The following is a 14,724-nucleotide window of genomic DNA, read 5'->3' as shown; positions in this document are numbered from 1 at the left end:
GAATTTCTCAACAAGTTGGGCGTTTCCGGGACGGCGGTGGCCTGACCCGGCAACCTGGCACACGGCCGAGCAATCAGCACCACGGGGGTTCACGTGCGCCGGAATCGGGCGACGCGCCGCGTCGTCATGCTGCTCTCCATGACCGTCGCCGCGAGCCTGCAAGCCGGCCCGCCCGCCGCCGTCGCCGCCCCGGAGCCCGATCCGGCGCTGCAGATGGTCGGGCTGGGCCGGGCGGCCACGCCCGATCCGGCGCTGCAGACCGTCGGGCTGGGCCGGGCGGCCACGCGGTCGTTCAGCCTCGTCGGCGTCACCTGGGACGACCCGAAGGCCGCGCTCGACGGCACGGTCCGGGTGCGGACCCGCAACCTCGGCGCCGCCGCCTGGACGCCCTGGCAGACCCTGGAGGCCGACGGCCCGGCGGCCGGCGACCGGCGGGGCGCGACCGACCCGTTGTGGGTGGGCGCCTCGGACGCGATCGAGGCCCGGGTCGACGGCGGGCGCCGCCCGCTGCCGGCCGGCCTGCGCGTGGACCTGATCAACCCGGACGCCGGGCCGGCGCCGACCGGCCGGAGCAGCCGAAGCACCGAAAGTAGCCGCACCGAGTCGGTCGCCATGCCGGCCCGCCCGGTTCCCCGGATGATCACCCGGGCCGGCTGGGGCGCCAACGAGGCGATCGTCAAGGCGCCCCCGGAATACACCGGCCCGGTCCAGGTCGTCTTCGTGCACCACACGGCGACCGGCAACGGGTACTCCTGCGGCGACTCCGCCGCCATCGTCCGCGGCATCCAGACCTACCAGGTGCGCACCAAGGGCTGGGACGACATCGGCTACAACTTCCTCGTCGACAAGTGCGGCACGATCTTCGAGGGGCGCGGGGGCGGGGTCGGACGCAACGTCCTGGGCGCGCACACCCTCGGCTTCAACGTCGATGCCAGCGCCATCGCCGTGATCGGCACCTTCGACGCGGCCGGGGTCTCGCCCACCGTGCGCACCGCCATCGCCACCGTCGCCGCCTACAAGCTCGGCGCCGCCGGCAACCCGCCCAACGGCAAGGTCGTCTACACCTCGGGCGGCAGCGACCGCTACCCCAAGGGCACGCGGGCGACGCTCTTCCGGATCTCGGGCCACCGCGACGCCGGCCGCACCGAGTGCCCCGGGGACTCGCTCTATCGGCAGCTCCCGCAGATCCGGGCGATCGCCGGCGCGGCGCCGATGGGGTTGCGCCTGCTGCGCATGTCCGGCGCCGTCAAGTACGGCCCGCTGCTGTACACCCGCGGCCTGATCCGCCCGCTCTGGAACGTCGACACCCCGAGCGCGCTGATCGCCCGGTTCGAGGTGTGGGTCGACGGCCGGCTGACCCTGGCCGCGCCCGGCTGGCACCGTACCGCCGCCCTGCGCCTCACCCCCGGCGGCCATCTCGTCGGCGTCCGGGCGGTGCACCTCTCCGGCCGCACCACCATGACGCTCAGCAAGATCGTCTCGGACCCGCACGCGCCCGTGTTCACCGCCGGCCCCGACGTGGCACTTCGTCCCGGCTCGCTGAACGGCACCGTCCCGATCCGGCTCGGCTGGACCGTCACCGACGTCAACGGCCTCTCCGCCGTCACCCTGCTGCGCCCGACCGCGGTCCGGCTCGGGATCACCGCGCACGCCCGCAACGGCACGATCAAGCCGGGCGTGCCGACCACGTTCGGGATGCGGGCCACCGACCGCGCCGGCAACCAGGTGAGCGCCTCGGTCACCCGTACCCCCGTGGTCCTGTCGGAGGCTGTCGCCCAGCGCGGCGGAACCTGGCGCACCCTGCGTGACCCTCGCTATCTCGGCGGTGTCGCGCTCGGCGCGACCGCCGCCGGATCCACCGCCACCTGGACCTTCACCGGCCGCTCGGCCGCCCTCGCGGTCGGCCGGGGCGCGTTGTCCGGCCGGGTCCGGATCTGGGTGGACGGCGACGACGCGGGCGTCGTCGACCTCGGCAACCCGCGGACGGTCTATCGGCAGGCGATCTGGTCACGCTATTGGCGCGGCGCCGGCGAGCACACCATTCGGGTACGGGTGGAGGGCACCGCCGGACGGCCCGGGGTGATTCTCGACGGCCTCGTGTATCTCAAGTGATTACTGACAGAAGGTGTCAGCCTCTGCGGGCAGGATTCACGGCATGACTGGTTTTGCGACTCTTGCCATGATCAGCCTCGACGCCGCGGACCCCGGCGCGATGGCCACCTTCTACTCGCGCGTGCTGGGCTGGGAGGTCATGCACAGCGAGGACGAGTACGCCATGATCGGCGACGGCACGGTGAGCCTCGGGTTCGGGCGCGTGCCGGGCTACGCCGGGCCGGGCTGGCCCGACGAGGCCACGCCGAAGCGCTACCACCTCGACTTCTACGTCGACGATCTGGACAAGGCGGAGGAGCTGGCGCTGGCCCTGGGCGCGACCAAGCCGGCCGAGCAGCCCACGCCGGACCGGTGGCGGGTGCTGCTCGACCCGGCGGGGCAGCCGTTCGACATCTGCCTGCGCAGCTGAGGCAAACGCCGGCCGCCGTCGATGGACGGCGGCCGGTGCTCAGTCGAGGCAGAACTCGTTGCCCTCGACGTCCTGCATCACCATGCACGACTCGTTCTCCTCGTCGGCGACCAGCAGCCGCACCCGGGTCGCGCCGAGCTCGATCAGCCGGGCGCACTCGGCCTCGAGCACGGCCACCCGCTCGGCGCCGACGAGCCCGGTCCCGGTCCGCACGTCGAGGTGCACCCGGTTCTTGACCACCTTGCCCTCGGGAACGCGCTGGAAATACAGCCGCGGCGTCACCCCGTCCGGGTCGGCGCACGCGAACCACGAAGCCCGCTCCTCGGCCGACGCCTCCTCGACCGACGGCGGCACCACGTACCCCAGCACCTCGCACCAGAACCGGCCGACCCGCTCGGGCTGCGCGCAATCGAAGGTGACCTGAACCTGCCTGACCGACGCCATGAGATCACCGTAAAGGCGGCGCCCGCCGCCCCGGCCCGCGCCCTCCCATTCGGCGCTTCAAGGCTCGACAATCAAGACAACCTTGCCGCGGCCGTGGCGGGACTCGACGGCGGCGTGCGCGGCGGCCACCTCGGCGAGCGGGTAGGCGCGCACCGGCATCCGGACGCTTCCCCGGGCGGCCAGCGCGATCACCTCGGCCAGGCGCTCGGGGCTGCGGCCGGCCCGCACGACCAGGGCGCCGTGTTCGACGGCGGCTTTGTCGTCCACGATCGTGCCGACCCGGGCCGGCGGGATCCCGAGCGCGATCGACTGGGCGACGGCCGCGCCGCCGGCCGCGTCCAGGGCGACGGTCGGGGTGACGTCGAGCGCACGCACCGCATCGACCAGGCCATCACCGTAAGCAACCGGAAGGGCCCCGAGCTGTCGCACGTAGTCGTGGTTGGCCGGGCTCGCGGTGCCGATCACGGCGGCGCCCCCCAGCCGGGCGAGTTGGGTCGCGACGGTGCCCACGCTGCCGGCCGCGGCGTGCACGAGCAGCACATCCCCGGCGGCGACCCCGAGTTCGCCGAGCGCGCCGCTCGCGGTCTGCGACGCCGCGACGAGCGCGGCGGCGGTGGGGAAATCCAGGCGGTCCGGCTTCCGCACCACATGGTGTACGGGTACGCAGAGCAACTCCGCGTACGCATTGAGCATCGTCGAACCCTGCACCGCGTCACCGACCGCGAGTCCCGCCTCGCTCGCGCCCGGCCCGAGACGATCGATCACCCCCGAGTACTCCTGGCCGATCTGCCGCGGACCGGTCTGCGGCGAGCCGGGCAACCCGGGCATCTCGCCCCGGCGCACGTAGACGTCGAACGGCTGCACCCCGGCGGCCCGCACCCGGACCCGCACCTCGCCAGGCCCGGGCTCGGGATCGGGCAACTCGGCGACGCGCAGCACGTCGGGCGGACCGAAGCGGTCGAAGACAACGGCTCTCATGCCGCCACTCTGCAAGGTGAAGTCAGGTTGAGGTCAACACCGAACTCGTCGCTGCGGACCGTATTCGTGACCCATCAGGTTGTGTATCGCGGTACGAGCGGCCCCTGATGCGACCCCTGCTACCGTGACCCCGCCTCGCCGGCACTCGCTACGGTTAGCGCGTGTCTCAGATCCCGTGGTGGGGGCTGCCCCTCATCGCCGTGGTGTTCGCCCTGGGTGGGGCGGCCACGGCGCAGTTCGTGACCGCCCGCGAGGACTACCTGCGCAGCCGCCGCAAGCGGACGCGGCGGTGGTACGAGGAGCGCAAGGACGCGTACGTCGGGCTGCTCGCGGTCTTCGAGCGCGACACCTACCGCCTGCGCGCCGCCTACGACGCCGGGGAGAAGCCGACGCCGGCGCTGGCGTACGTGGACGAGGTCGGCCCGGCCCTGATGCGGGTGCGGCTGCTCGCCTCCGGCCCGGTCCGCAGCGCCGCCCTGGCCGTACACGTCCTGCTCCAGAAGCTGCACGGGGAGATGAACCCGGCCGCGGTGCCGGGGGTGCAGCCGCAGACCCACTTCCGTGAGCTGCTCACCCAGGTCCCGCTGGTGATGCAGCAGTTCGAGGCCGCGGTCCGCGAGGAGCTCGGCATCGACATCGAGCCGCCGGCGAATGGGCGCCCCCGGTTCTCGCTCCGCCGGTCACCGCCCTTGGATGATCTTGCTGGTATCGGGCAGGATCTAAGTCGTGACCGATGACGATGTAACCGCCGCTGTCATCCGCAGCGGGATCGTGGCGATCCTGCGCGCGTCGACCGCGGACTCGTTCGCCGCCGTCGCCGACGTGCTGGTCGGGGCGGGGATCACCGCGCTCGAGATCACGCTGACCTCGCACGGCGCCCTCGAGGCGATCGCCGGGCTCCGGCGCCAGCTCCCGGGCTCGGTGGCGATCGGCGCGGGCACCGTGCTCACCGCCGACGAGGCGAAGGCGGCGGTCGACGCGGGCGCCGCGTTCCTGGTCTCCCCGGTGCTCGACGTCGACCTGGTGGCGAGCTCGCCGGTGCCGTTCTTCCCCGGCACCTCCACGCCCACCGAGATGTATGCGGCATATCGGGCGGGCGCGCCGATCGTGAAGTTGTTCCCGGCGGGCGGCCTCGGCCCCACGTTCCTGCGCGACGTGCGCGGCCCGCTCCCGCAGATCAGCGTGATGCCCACCGGCGGCATCAAGATCGAGGACATCGCCGACTGGCTGTTCGCCGGGGCCAAGGCGGTCGGCGTGGGCGGCCCGCTGATCGGCGACGCGGCGTCCGGCGGCAACATGAAGGCGCTGGCGGCGCGTGCCCGGCACGCGGTCAGCGCCGTGGCGTTCGCACGATCATGAGCGGCGGGCTCTTCACCTTCGGCGAGACGATGGGTGCGGTCGCGGCGGACGGCATCGGTCCTTTCCCGTACGCGAAAAGCTTCTCCTTCGGCATCGGCGGCGCGGAGAGCAACGTGGCGATCGCGGTGGCACGGCTCGGCGGCAGATCCACCTGGCTGGGCCGGGTCGGACCGGACACGACCGGCGCCCTGATCTCGCATCGGCTGGCGGACGCGGGCGTGCGGGCGATCGCGATCGAGGACGAGTCGTTCACCGGCCTGATGGTGCGGTTCCGCCGGTCCGGCGAGTTCATGCACGTCGACTACCACCGTGCGGGCAGCGCCGGCTCCCGGCTGAGCCCGGCCGACCTCCCTCTCGCCGAGCTGCGCGCGGCCGGCATCCTGCACGTCACCGGCATCACCCCGGCGCTGAGCGAGACCTGCCGTGCCGCCGTCTTCCACGCGGTCGAGACGGCGCTGGCGGCCGGCGTCCCGGTCTCGGTCGACGTGAACTACCGCGGCAAGCTGTGGTCGCGCTTCGACGCCGCGCCGGTGCTGCGCGACCTGGTGTCGATGGCCGACATCGTGTTCGCCGGCCCCGACGAGGCGGCCCTGTTCGTCGACGGCGAGGACCACCTGGCCGGCCTGACCAAGCTCGGGCCGACCGAGGCGATCGTCAAGGACGGCGCCCGCGGGTGCGTCGCGCTGATCAACGGCGAGCGGCACGAGGTACCCGCGCTCCCGGTGACCGTGGTGGACCCGGTCGGGGCGGGGGACGCGTTCGTGGGCGGCTATCTGGCCGACCGGCTGGCCGGCGCGGACGCCGCCCAGTGCTTGCGGACGGCGATCGCCGCGGGCGCGTTCGCGGTCACCGTGCCGGGCGACTGCGAGGGCCTGCCCGACCGCGCCGAGCTGGCCGCGCTGACCGGTGGCGACATCCGGCGATAACGGCGTCCCCAGCGTTCGCGGCGCGACCAGCCCGGCGGTAGCCGGCCGCCGGTCGCCTCGGAAGCCGGGTGCCGGGCCGCGCCCGTACGATCGAATTTGAGTGACCGGATCGTTCCGCCCGCGGTCGCGATGGTGTCTTTCGGCCGGCGAGGCGGGGCGCGCAGAATTCGCTCATGACCAATGCTCTGATCGTGATCGACGTGCAGGAGTCGTTCCGGGCGCGGCCGTTGTGGCGGACGCTGAACAATCCGGAGCTCATTGCCAACGTGCATCGGCTCGTGGAGGCGGCGCGGGCGAACGGCGAGATGGTGGTGTGGGTGCTGCATGCCGAGGCCGGCACCGGCGGGGAATTCGACCCGGTCAATGGGTACGTGCGGGTGGTCGGCGAGCTGGAGCCGGCCAAGGACGAGCCGCTCGTGACCAAGACCTCGCACAACGCGTTCACGACCACCAATCTCGGGCAGATCCTGACGGCGGCCGGGGTCCATTCCGTGACGGTCTGCGGGCTGCGCACCGAGCAGTGCGTGGAGACCACCGCCCGGGTGGCCTCCGATCTGGGGTACGAGGTGACCTTCGTCGTCGACGCGACCGGGACGTTCCCGATCCCGCACTGGGACGCCCCGGCCGGGCAGACGGTCGAGGAGCTGCTGGCCGACCCGCATACGCTTTCCGCGGCGGACGTGGTGCGCCGCACCGAATACGCGCTGGCCGGCCGATTCGCCTCGGTCCGCGGTACGGACGATTACCTGGGGGTGTGACCGGATCGTGAGCCGGGTGGTGTTCGTGCTGACGCCGCAGGTGCACCTGCTCGACCTGGCGGGGCCGGCGCAGGTGTTCAGCACGGCCGACGGCTACGAGCTGTGCTACGTGGCCGAGGCGTCGCCGGTGCCCACCTGGCAGGGGGTCGCGCTGCAGGCGTCGCTCGCCTGGCCCGCGCTGACGCCCGACGATCTGGTGCTGGTGCCCGGGTGGCGCGACGGCTTCGGCGCGTTCGGCTCCGCGACGCTGCGGAGGATCGCGGATCACCACGCCGCCGGCGGCACCGTGGCCAGCGTCTGCGCCGGCGCCGACGCGCTCGGCCGGGCGAGGCTGCTCGACGGCCGTCGCTGCACCACCCACCACGACCTGCAGGACGCGCTGGCCCGCGACTACCCGCGCGCCACGGTCGTGCGCGACGTGCTGTATGTCGCCGACGACCGCGTCGTCACGTCGGCCGGCATCGCCAGCGGCATCGACCTGGCCCTGCACCTGGTCGCGCGGCGGCACGGCCCGGCCGCGGCGGCGCGCGTGGCCCGCGAGATGGTGGTCTACGCCCGGCGCAACGGCGACGAGCCGCAGGCGAGCGCGATGCTGCGGCACCGCGCCCACCTGTCCGAGGTGGTGCACCGGGTGCAGGACCGGATCGACGCCGATTTCGCCTCGACCCTGCCGCTGGCCGACCTCGCCGCCGGCGCCGGCGTCAGCGAACGCACCTTGACCAGGCTGTTCACCGCCGCCACCGGCCGCACCCCGCTGCGCTACCAGCAACTGCTGCGGGTCGAGCGGGCCGAGTACCTGATCGGGCACGGCTCGACCGTCGACGCCGCGGCCCGGGCCGTCGGTTTCGGCGACGCCCGGATGCTGCGCCGGCTGCGTTCCGCCGCCACCAGCCCGGCCCTGCGCGGCTGAGCTTGCCGGCGCTGCGCCGCTACGAGCCCGAATTGCCGCTGAGGAGCGCGCTGCCGCACACGCACAGGATGATGAACAGCACGAAGACCAGCAGGATGATCTGCAGGACCACGCCCGGGTACTTCTGCGGCGGCGTGCCGAGCGCGCCCTTGAAGAAGACGGCCAGCGGCGCCTTGTACTCCAGCTCGACCGTCTGTCCCGGGTAGACGTTCACCGGCAGGTCGGCCGCGCCGAGCCGGGGCGGCAGGAAGTACGGCACGTGGACGTGCAGGTGGTATTGCCCCGCCGGCACCGGGATGACCTGGCGGCCCCACGCGTTCGCGGCCGGGTGGCCGTTGAGCTCCACGACGGGCTTGAAGAGCCCGAGCATGAAGGCCATCCAGTGGTACTTGAGCGTGATGGCGATGGCGCCACCCGGCTGCTGGGAGTACGGCTGCTGCGGCGGCTGCTGTGGGTACAACGGAACCCTCCCCGGTCGTTGATCGGCACCGAAGGATAAGGCCGGGCCACCCGGGGCAGCGCGCAGGGTCGCCGGCTAGCCGGCCGGTGGCGGCGCGGTGCGGGTTTCGACCGGAGTGCCGAGCTCGACCGTCCGCGAGACCGTGCAGAGCCGGTCGTGCGACATCCGCGCCGCGCGGGGCAGCATCTCGCGGGCTGCGTCGCCGGCGTCGCCCTCCGGGAACGTCACCCGCAGCTCGATGGTCAGATCGGCCATCCGGTTGCCACCGCCCTCGTCCCGGATCTTGTTGCCGGTCACCTCGACGACGAAGCTTTCCGGCTCCGCCCGCTTGCTCGTGATGTGGTCGACGTCGGCGCCCGTGCAGCCGCCGAGCGCCGCCAGCAGCAACTCCACCGGCGTGAAGTCGGCGCCGCCCCCGCCGATGGTTATCGTGCCGCCGCGGGCATTGCTCACCTCGTACCGGCCAAGGCTCGTGCGCCGCAGGGTCACCGAGCGCCGGGGATCGTCCGCCATAGCAGCGAACCTATCTCACGCTCGGCCGCGGCCCCGCTGTCGGATCCGGGGCGAGCCGTTCGTGGAAGGGTGGAGAGTTCGGCAGCGGGCCGGGCGTGAGAAAGGCTGATCATCATGACTCGTACGTCGACACAGGCCAGGTCGCTGCGGTTCGGCGTCGTTGCCCCGATCACCACCGACGTGCCGACGTGGGCCGACCAGCTGCGCCGGCTGGCCGGCACCGGGTACTCCACGATCTTGATGCCCGACGTGCCGCAGTGGCAGCCGGCACCGGCCCCCGCCCTGGCCGTCGCGGCGACGGTCACCGGTCTCCGCGTGGGCACCTGGGTGTACGCGTCGCCGGTGCGGCCGGCCTGGAGCACCGCGTGGGAAGCGCACTCGTTGACCGTGCTCACCGGCGGTCGGTTCGAGATGGGCATCGGCACCGGCCGGCCCGGGATCGCCGAACAGCTGCGCGAGCTGGGCCTGCCCACCGGGCCCGCGAGCCGGCGGCTGGACCAGGTTCGTGAGGTCGTCGCGGCCCTGCGCGAAATGGACGGCCCGGACGTGCACACCCCGGTGGCGATGGCCGTGGGCGGCGCGAAGGCGCAAGCGGTGGCGGCCGAGCTCGCCGACACGGTGACGTTCGTGATGCCGCACACCGAGACGCGGGCCGAGACGATGCGACGGGTGCGCGACTTCGGCAACCCGCGCGCCGCGGAGCTCGCGCTGCACGTGTCGGTGATCGGCGACGGGGTCGCTCCGTTCATGGCGGCTCCCACGACGGATCCCGCCGCCCTCCGCGCCGCCGACTCGGTGGCCTGCCTCCCCAGCGATCCCGGCGCGGCCGCCGAGGAGATCCTCCGGCGACACGAGGAGATGGGCTTCTCGTACTTCGTGTTCGGCGCGGACGTCGCCGGCGACCTCGCTCCGGTCGTGGCCCGGCTGGCCGGCCGATAGCGCCCGCTACTCCCTCAGGACGGCGAGGTGCAGTCCCTTCCCCACCGCGACGGTCGAGGCGGTGAAGTCGGGATCGCCGGCGATCAGCCGCAGGAAGGGCGCCACCTCGCCGGGGTGCGACAGCACGTTGTCGATCGCCAGGACGCCGCCGGCGCGCAGGACCCGCTTGGGGTGCGGCCACCAGCCGGGGTACTCCGGGCGTTCGGCGTCGAGGAACAGCAGGTCGACGCTGCGGTCCGGGCGCGCGGCCAGGAAATCGCCGCCGTCCGCCGTCTCGAAGACGATCTTGCCGGACAGGCCGGCGCGGGCGGCGGTGGCCCGCGCCTCGGTGGCCGGGGCGACGTCGACCGTGGTCACGGTGCCGGCGGTGGCGTCGGCCAGCCACAACGTGGAGTAACCGTTCGACGTGCCGATCTCGACGATGTCCCGGGCGCCGGCGATGCGCAGCACCATCGCGAGCAGCTCGGCCGCGTCCGGCTCGAGGTTGCGCCGCCGGTCGCGGCGGTCGGACTGCCGGGCGTCGAAGTCCTGGCCCTCCGCATACAGGTCGTCCAGCAGCGCCCGCAGCGGCACGTCCAGGTCGAAATCGTCGGCCACGTCGCCGACCGGCACGACGCGCACCCGATCCGCGTGGGCCCGCAGATACTCGCGCGCGCCCCGATCGCCGTTCGCCGTCGCGATCACGCCGGCCCAGTGGTCGCGCCCGAGCAGCACCGGGTGGCCACGCCGCGTGTCGTACCCGCCCATCACCAGAGCGTCACGCGAGGCGAGGGCCGCCACCCTCCGCACCGACGACGCGGTCACGTGCGGCATGTCGACCAGCAGCACCACCGCCGCCGCGGCCGCCGTGCCCTCCAGCGCCTGCAGCCCGACCCGGAGCGACGACCCGAGGCCGCTCGGCCACTCCGGATTGACCACCGTCGCCGGCAGACCGGTCGCCGCCGCGAGCACGCGCGGGGCTTCCGCCCCGAGAACCACCACGCTGAGTGCGACACCGGCGTCGCGGAGGGTTTCGGCCGCGCGTTCCACGAGCAATTTCCCCTCGTACGCGACGAGCGCCTTGGGCATCCCGTACCGGCGCCCGCCGCCGGCCGCCAGCACAAGCCCCGCGATCTCCTGCCGCATCGGCCGAGCCTATCCCCGGCACCGGCTTCTGCCCGCGCCGCTTTGTGCCGCGCGGCCGCGGGGATCGAGCCGGCGGGCCGGCCAGCTAGGCCGCATCCGCCGCGGCAAGACCACCAGGCTTCAGCTGGCCGCGAAGATGTCCGTCATTGCTCTGCGGCTACGCCGGCTGGGTTTGGTGCCGTTGCTGAAGAGGTACGGCCATTGGGGGCCGCCGTACGAGCCGGCCACCAGGCCGTAGGCGGCAGCCGCCGCGCCGCCGAGTGTAATCGCCTCGCATGCGACGCCGAGGATGTTCAGCGGGCTCTGATCCTGCGCCAGTTGAGCGGTCGCCCCGGTTGTCGCGACCGCGCCGACCAAGGTCATCAGCCGGGCGAATCGGCCGTCGAACGCCTTGCCGAATCCGCTGCGCCGAGCCTGCCCGAGCTTCCGCGCGAGGTCACGCATCAGCGCGTTGTCGTCGATCGTGGATCCGTGCTGGATCATCAGCTTGTACGTGACCAGCCACTCGATGAGTTCCCGGTGGCCGTCGCCCGCGATGAACTTGGGCAAGCTCGGATGATCGCGATACTCGTCGAGCCGCGCCAATACCGTGAGTAGCTGCTCGGCCAGCGCATCCGTGGACGCAAATCGCGCTGGTTGTTCGGTCGGCGGGCCGGCGTTCCCCGACCGGCCGGCGGTCAGAATATCGAGAAAGCGGGTGTCGGTGCGGCTGAGCAGAAATGGCGCCTCGGCGTCGGCGTCGTTGACCGCTTGGCCGTGGTTCCGGGCGTCGCGCAGGATACGGAGCGTCGCGGCCTCCGGGTCCATTCGTTCCCGGTTGATCGCCTCGAGGGTCCCGCCCGGCACGTAGTCCTCCACGTTCGGCCGGCCGAGCACCTCCTGCCAGAAGGCGATCTGTCCCGGGTCGGCGGACAGTGTCTGTTCCGCCCATGCCTGCCCAGGTTCGTCCGCGGCGATGATCACCCGCCGGTCCGCAGCCGGAACGTGTAGATCGTGGATGTACGTTCGATAGATCGCCCCGTCGATCTCGTCATCCCAGGCCGCTGCGTCCCACTTCCGCGCTCGCATCTCGCGGTAGGCGCGGTCCAGCAGCCACTGTTCCCGGCCGACGATGCGTACCTGGCCGTCTTCCAACAGGTGCAGGAAGTCCTCCACGAAAACGCTGCTGTGCTCGCGGAACAGCACGCTGGAAGGCGCCCACAGGACCACCGGTTTGCTTCCGGCGATCAAGCGGTGCAGATTCGCGTAGCCCGCGGCTTTGTAGTCGCTGATATGACAGAAGGTGCGGAAGCCGGCGTCGCTCATGTCAGCGGCACCGCCACGCTGTCCGGGTCGTCCGGGTCAAACGGCAATGACGACAGTCCCGCGACGGTGAGGTTGACCTTGCCGGTATTGCGGATCGCGTGCGCGACCCCCGGCAGTATCGTCAGACTGACTCCGCCGGCGCCCCGGAAGGTCCGGCTCCGCGGCGCACCGTCCGGTTCGCTCCAATGGAGCTCCCAGTCGTCCTCGTGCAACACCACGAGCACCTCACGCTTCCGCGGGTGAAAATGATTGCCGCGGACCGCACCTGGTCGCACGGTCATGAGGTGGACGTCCTCGACGCCGCCGAGCGCGGCGAGGGCGGTCTTGGGCACGGCGAAGGCAGGTCCGCGTGGGTCACCTGCGTCCGCCTGGGAATCGACTTCGATGCCGGACGTCATGGACGGACTCTGGCAGCTGCCGTTCGGTCGTCACAAGAGCCCGATCGGATGCTCGAAGTGTGCCGAGGTGGTCTCGCGCGTTGCCGCACCGCTGCGGGCCGCGACGGCTCGTCGCGGCCCGCCCGACCGAGCGGTTCGCGGGTCAGGACTTGAAGGCGTCCTTGATCTTCTCGCCGGCCTGCTTGAGGTTCGAGCTGGTCTGGTCGGCCTTGCCCTCGGCCTCGAGCCGCTCGTCGTCCGTGGCCTTGCCGACGCCTTCCTTGACCTTGCCGCCCATTTCCTCGGCCTTGTTGTCGACCTTGTCATCGAAAGCCATGCGAGCCTCCACATCGTCGTGCGAACGACTGGTATGTACCCACCGCACCCCGCCGCATTCCTCCCGCGCCGTTCCGGCTGGGGCGGTCACCGCCGGGCTCGGTCGGGCGCGTCGACGGGGTAACGTGGGCGTCGTGAACACCGGACCGGCGCCGAGCCATGCACGGATGGGTGACCCGGTGGACGGCTGAGCCGCCCGACGTCGGCACGTGGGCCTCCGCGGCGAGCGCGAAAGCGAAGAAGCAGCGGAATCCCGTACTCAACGTGTCAAAGGAGACGTATGGCAGTCAGCTTCAACCACACGATCGTGGCCTCGACGGACCGTGCGGAGTCGGCTCGGTTCTACCGTGAGCTGCTCGAAGTCGCGGCGGCGCCGTCGTGGGGAGTCTTCACCAACATTCAGCTGTCCGACGGGGTGCTGATCCAGTTCGCCGAGCCGCCGGTCGAGATCCAGATGCAGCACTACGCGTTTCTGGTGGACGACGAGCTCTTCGACCGGGCCTACGCGCGCCTGCGGGAGTGGGGCGTCGTGCACTGGGCCGATCCGCAGATGCGCCGGCCGGGCGAGATCAACCACGAGCACGGCGGGCGCGGGGTCTACTTCAAGGACCCCGCGGGGCACGCGATCGAGCTGATCACCCGGCCCTACCTGTAGGCGCCCAGGGTCTGTGTCGAAGTCGCAGCCCGTCTCCGACTTCGACACAGACCCTTACGGATCGCGCCTCCTACCCAGGGAGGAGGCGCGGTCCTCCCGGCGGCCGCGGGTGCGGCTCGCGGGTGGGCGAAATGACCGCGGTGAATGCGCAGGCTGCGGTTATGACCAACACGATCGCAGCAAAGCAGTCTCGATGGAATCGGCCCCTGCTGGGGCTGACGGCCGTCATGGCGGGGCTCGTGGTGCTCACGGCCCTGGGGATCCTGGTGGACCAGCGCATCGTCACGGGGGCGCCGGTCTGGCTCAAGCCGTTCAAGTTCGCGGTCTCGTTCTCGATCTACGGGTTCACGCTGGCATGGATGCTGTCGGTGCTGCCGCGACGGAGCCGGACGGCCGAGCTGGCCGCGGTGGCCATCGTCGGGGTGGGGCTGATCGAGCAGGGCATCATCGTGGTGCAGGCGGCGCGGGGGACCACCAGCCACTACAACGACTCGACGCCGTTCGACGAGGCGCTCTGGCGGGCCATGGGGATGTCCATCATGGTGCTGTTCGTCGCGCATCTGGTGATCGGGGTGGTGGCTCTGGTGCAGCGGATCGAGGACCGCGGGAACGCGTACGGGATCCGGCTCGGTCTTGGTCTCTCGCTGCTGGGCATGATGGCGGCGATCCCGATGGTGACCCCGATGCAGGACCCGGGAATCGAGGGCATCACGGGCGCGCACAGCGTGGGGGTGCCGGACGGTGGCCCGGGGCTGCCGATCACCGGGTGGAGCACGGCCGGCGGCGACCTGCGGATCGGGCACTTCGTCGGGCTGCACGCCCTGCAGGCGCTGCCGCTGCTGGCGTTCTTCCTGGCCAAGCGAGGGCTGGACGAGCGCACGCGGGTGCGTCTGCTGCTGGTCGGCGGCGGTGCTTACGGCGTACTTGTCATGCTCTTGACCTGGCAGGCACTGCGCGCGCAACCGTTGCTGCGCCCGGACGGACTCACCCTGATCGCGTGGGCCGCGCTCGTGGCCGGCACGGCCGCGGCCACCGCCCTGGTGCTGCGCAAGCGCGCCGCCGCCGCGCAAGAGGGCGACGTGACCGGCCCCATCCGGACGCCCGCGAACGCCTAGGCT

At 72.2% G+C, this 14,724-nt stretch carries 18 protein-coding genes and 1 pseudogene; 10 read left to right on the top strand and 9 right to left on the bottom strand.

What is annotated here, in order from left to right; translation table 11 throughout:
• Nucleotides 1-138: 138 nt before the first annotated feature.
• Nucleotides 139-2,112 (top strand): N-acetylmuramoyl-L-alanine amidase, encoded by a 1,974-nt coding sequence (locus tag ACFQS1_RS34695; protein ID WP_378976247.1) that lies wholly within the window; start codon nucleotides 139-141, stop codon nucleotides 2,110-2,112.
• A gap of 43 nt (nucleotides 2,113-2,155) precedes the next feature.
• Nucleotides 2,156-2,521 carry a VOC family protein gene (locus tag ACFQS1_RS34690; protein WP_378976246.1) on the top strand — a complete coding sequence of 122 codons (366 nt, stop codon included), beginning with the start codon at nucleotides 2,156-2,158 and terminating at the stop codon, nucleotides 2,519-2,521.
• A gap of 39 nt (nucleotides 2,522-2,560) precedes the next feature.
• Here the strand turns inward: ACFQS1_RS34690 and ACFQS1_RS34685 are convergent, their stop codons facing one another.
• Complete coding sequence (locus ACFQS1_RS34685; RefSeq protein WP_378976245.1) at nucleotides 2,561-2,965, bottom strand: VOC family protein; 405 nt, start codon at nucleotides 2,963-2,965, stop codon at nucleotides 2,561-2,563.
• Between the two features lie 57 nt (nucleotides 2,966-3,022).
• On the bottom strand, nucleotides 3,023-3,943 hold the full coding sequence (locus ACFQS1_RS34680; protein WP_378976244.1) for an NADP-dependent oxidoreductase: 921 nt from the start codon (nucleotides 3,941-3,943) through the stop codon (nucleotides 3,023-3,025).
• A 161-nt stretch (nucleotides 3,944-4,104) separates the two neighbouring features.
• Here ACFQS1_RS34680 and ACFQS1_RS34675 point away from each other — a divergent pair, with 161 nt between their 5' ends.
• The 5 genes from ACFQS1_RS34675 (at nucleotide 4,105) to ACFQS1_RS34655 (ending at nucleotide 7,896) form a co-directional block, all read left to right on the top strand.
• On the top strand, nucleotides 4,105-4,680 hold the full coding sequence (locus tag ACFQS1_RS34675) for a hypothetical protein (RefSeq protein WP_378976243.1): 576 nt from the start codon (nucleotides 4,105-4,107) through the stop codon (nucleotides 4,678-4,680).
• Nucleotides 4,670-5,302 carry a bifunctional 4-hydroxy-2-oxoglutarate aldolase/2-dehydro-3-deoxy-phosphogluconate aldolase gene (locus tag ACFQS1_RS34670; protein WP_378976242.1) on the top strand — a complete coding sequence of 211 codons (633 nt, stop codon included), beginning with the start codon at nucleotides 4,670-4,672 and terminating at the stop codon, nucleotides 5,300-5,302. Before ACFQS1_RS34675 ends, ACFQS1_RS34670 begins: the two co-directional genes overlap by 11 nt.
• Nucleotides 5,299-6,228, top strand: a complete 930-nt coding sequence (locus tag ACFQS1_RS34665) for a sugar kinase (protein ID WP_378976241.1) — start codon at nucleotides 5,299-5,301, stop codon at nucleotides 6,226-6,228. Before ACFQS1_RS34670 ends, ACFQS1_RS34665 begins: the two co-directional genes overlap by 4 nt.
• A 173-nt stretch (nucleotides 6,229-6,401) precedes the next feature.
• A complete protein-coding gene (locus ACFQS1_RS34660; protein ID WP_378976240.1) occupies nucleotides 6,402-6,986 on the top strand; it encodes an isochorismatase family protein in 585 nt (194 codons plus the stop codon).
• A gap of 7 nt (nucleotides 6,987-6,993) precedes the next feature.
• Complete coding sequence (locus ACFQS1_RS34655; protein WP_378976239.1) at nucleotides 6,994-7,896, top strand: GlxA family transcriptional regulator; 903 nt, start codon at nucleotides 6,994-6,996, stop codon at nucleotides 7,894-7,896.
• A 19-nt stretch (nucleotides 7,897-7,915) separates the two neighbouring features.
• On the opposite strand, the gene ACFQS1_RS34650 is transcribed toward ACFQS1_RS34655, so the two are convergent.
• Nucleotides 7,916-8,356, bottom strand: coding sequence for a hypothetical protein (locus ACFQS1_RS34650; protein WP_378976238.1), 441 nt, complete (start codon nucleotides 8,354-8,356; stop codon nucleotides 7,916-7,918).
• Between the two features lie 75 nt (nucleotides 8,357-8,431).
• The gene (locus ACFQS1_RS34645) at nucleotides 8,432-8,869 is read right to left on the bottom strand and encodes an OsmC family protein (protein WP_378976237.1); all 438 of its coding nucleotides are present in this window, start codon (nucleotides 8,867-8,869) and stop codon (nucleotides 8,432-8,434) included.
• A 114-nt stretch (nucleotides 8,870-8,983) separates the two neighbouring features.
• On the opposite strand from ACFQS1_RS34645, the gene ACFQS1_RS34640 reads away from it, so the two are divergent.
• The gene (locus tag ACFQS1_RS34640; RefSeq protein ID WP_378976236.1) at nucleotides 8,984-9,808 is read left to right on the top strand and encodes an LLM class flavin-dependent oxidoreductase; all 825 of its coding nucleotides are present in this window, start codon (nucleotides 8,984-8,986) and stop codon (nucleotides 9,806-9,808) included.
• A gap of 6 nt (nucleotides 9,809-9,814) precedes the next feature.
• On the opposite strand, the gene ACFQS1_RS34635 is transcribed toward ACFQS1_RS34640, so the two are convergent.
• From ACFQS1_RS34635 to ACFQS1_RS34615, 5 genes and pseudogenes are all read right to left on the bottom strand, one after another.
• Entirely contained in the window at nucleotides 9,815-10,381 is a 567-nt protein-coding gene (locus tag ACFQS1_RS34635; protein WP_378976269.1) for an O-methyltransferase, read from the bottom strand.
• Nucleotides 10,376-10,933: pseudogene (locus tag ACFQS1_RS34630) on the bottom strand (nucleotidyltransferase family protein); the annotation flags it as partial. The pseudogene ACFQS1_RS34630 and the gene ACFQS1_RS34635, both read right to left, overlap by 6 nt.
• A 120-nt stretch (nucleotides 10,934-11,053) precedes the next feature.
• Nucleotides 11,054-12,238 (bottom strand): hypothetical protein, encoded by a 1,185-nt coding sequence (locus ACFQS1_RS34625; RefSeq protein ID WP_378976235.1) that lies wholly within the window; start codon nucleotides 12,236-12,238, stop codon nucleotides 11,054-11,056.
• On the bottom strand, nucleotides 12,235-12,636 hold the full coding sequence (locus ACFQS1_RS34620; RefSeq protein ID WP_378976234.1) for a polysaccharide biosynthesis C-terminal domain-containing protein: 402 nt from the start codon (nucleotides 12,634-12,636) through the stop codon (nucleotides 12,235-12,237). The genes ACFQS1_RS34625 and ACFQS1_RS34620 overlap by 4 nt, the downstream gene beginning before the upstream one ends.
• A gap of 142 nt (nucleotides 12,637-12,778) precedes the next feature.
• Nucleotides 12,779-12,952, bottom strand: coding sequence for a CsbD family protein (locus ACFQS1_RS34615; RefSeq protein WP_378976233.1), 174 nt, complete (start codon nucleotides 12,950-12,952; stop codon nucleotides 12,779-12,781).
• Nucleotides 12,953-13,231: 279 nt separating this feature from the next.
• Here ACFQS1_RS34615 and ACFQS1_RS34610 point away from each other — a divergent pair, with 279 nt between their 5' ends.
• Both ACFQS1_RS34610 and ACFQS1_RS34605 read left to right on the top strand, forming a co-directional pair.
• Complete coding sequence (locus tag ACFQS1_RS34610) at nucleotides 13,232-13,606, top strand: VOC family protein (protein ID WP_378976232.1); 375 nt, start codon at nucleotides 13,232-13,234, stop codon at nucleotides 13,604-13,606.
• Between the two features lie 161 nt (nucleotides 13,607-13,767).
• The gene (locus ACFQS1_RS34605; protein WP_378976231.1) at nucleotides 13,768-14,721 is read left to right on the top strand and encodes a hypothetical protein; all 954 of its coding nucleotides are present in this window, start codon (nucleotides 13,768-13,770) and stop codon (nucleotides 14,719-14,721) included.
• Nucleotides 14,722-14,724 lie beyond the last annotated feature (3 nt).

It is taken from the genome of Paractinoplanes rhizophilus, from assembly GCF_042664765.1.
In the GTDB taxonomy this organism is placed as follows: domain Bacteria; phylum Actinomycetota; class Actinomycetes; order Mycobacteriales; family Micromonosporaceae; genus Actinoplanes; species Actinoplanes rhizophilus.
Note: the sequence above shows the minus strand (reverse complement) of the source record. Positions and strands in the feature narration are given on the sequence as shown.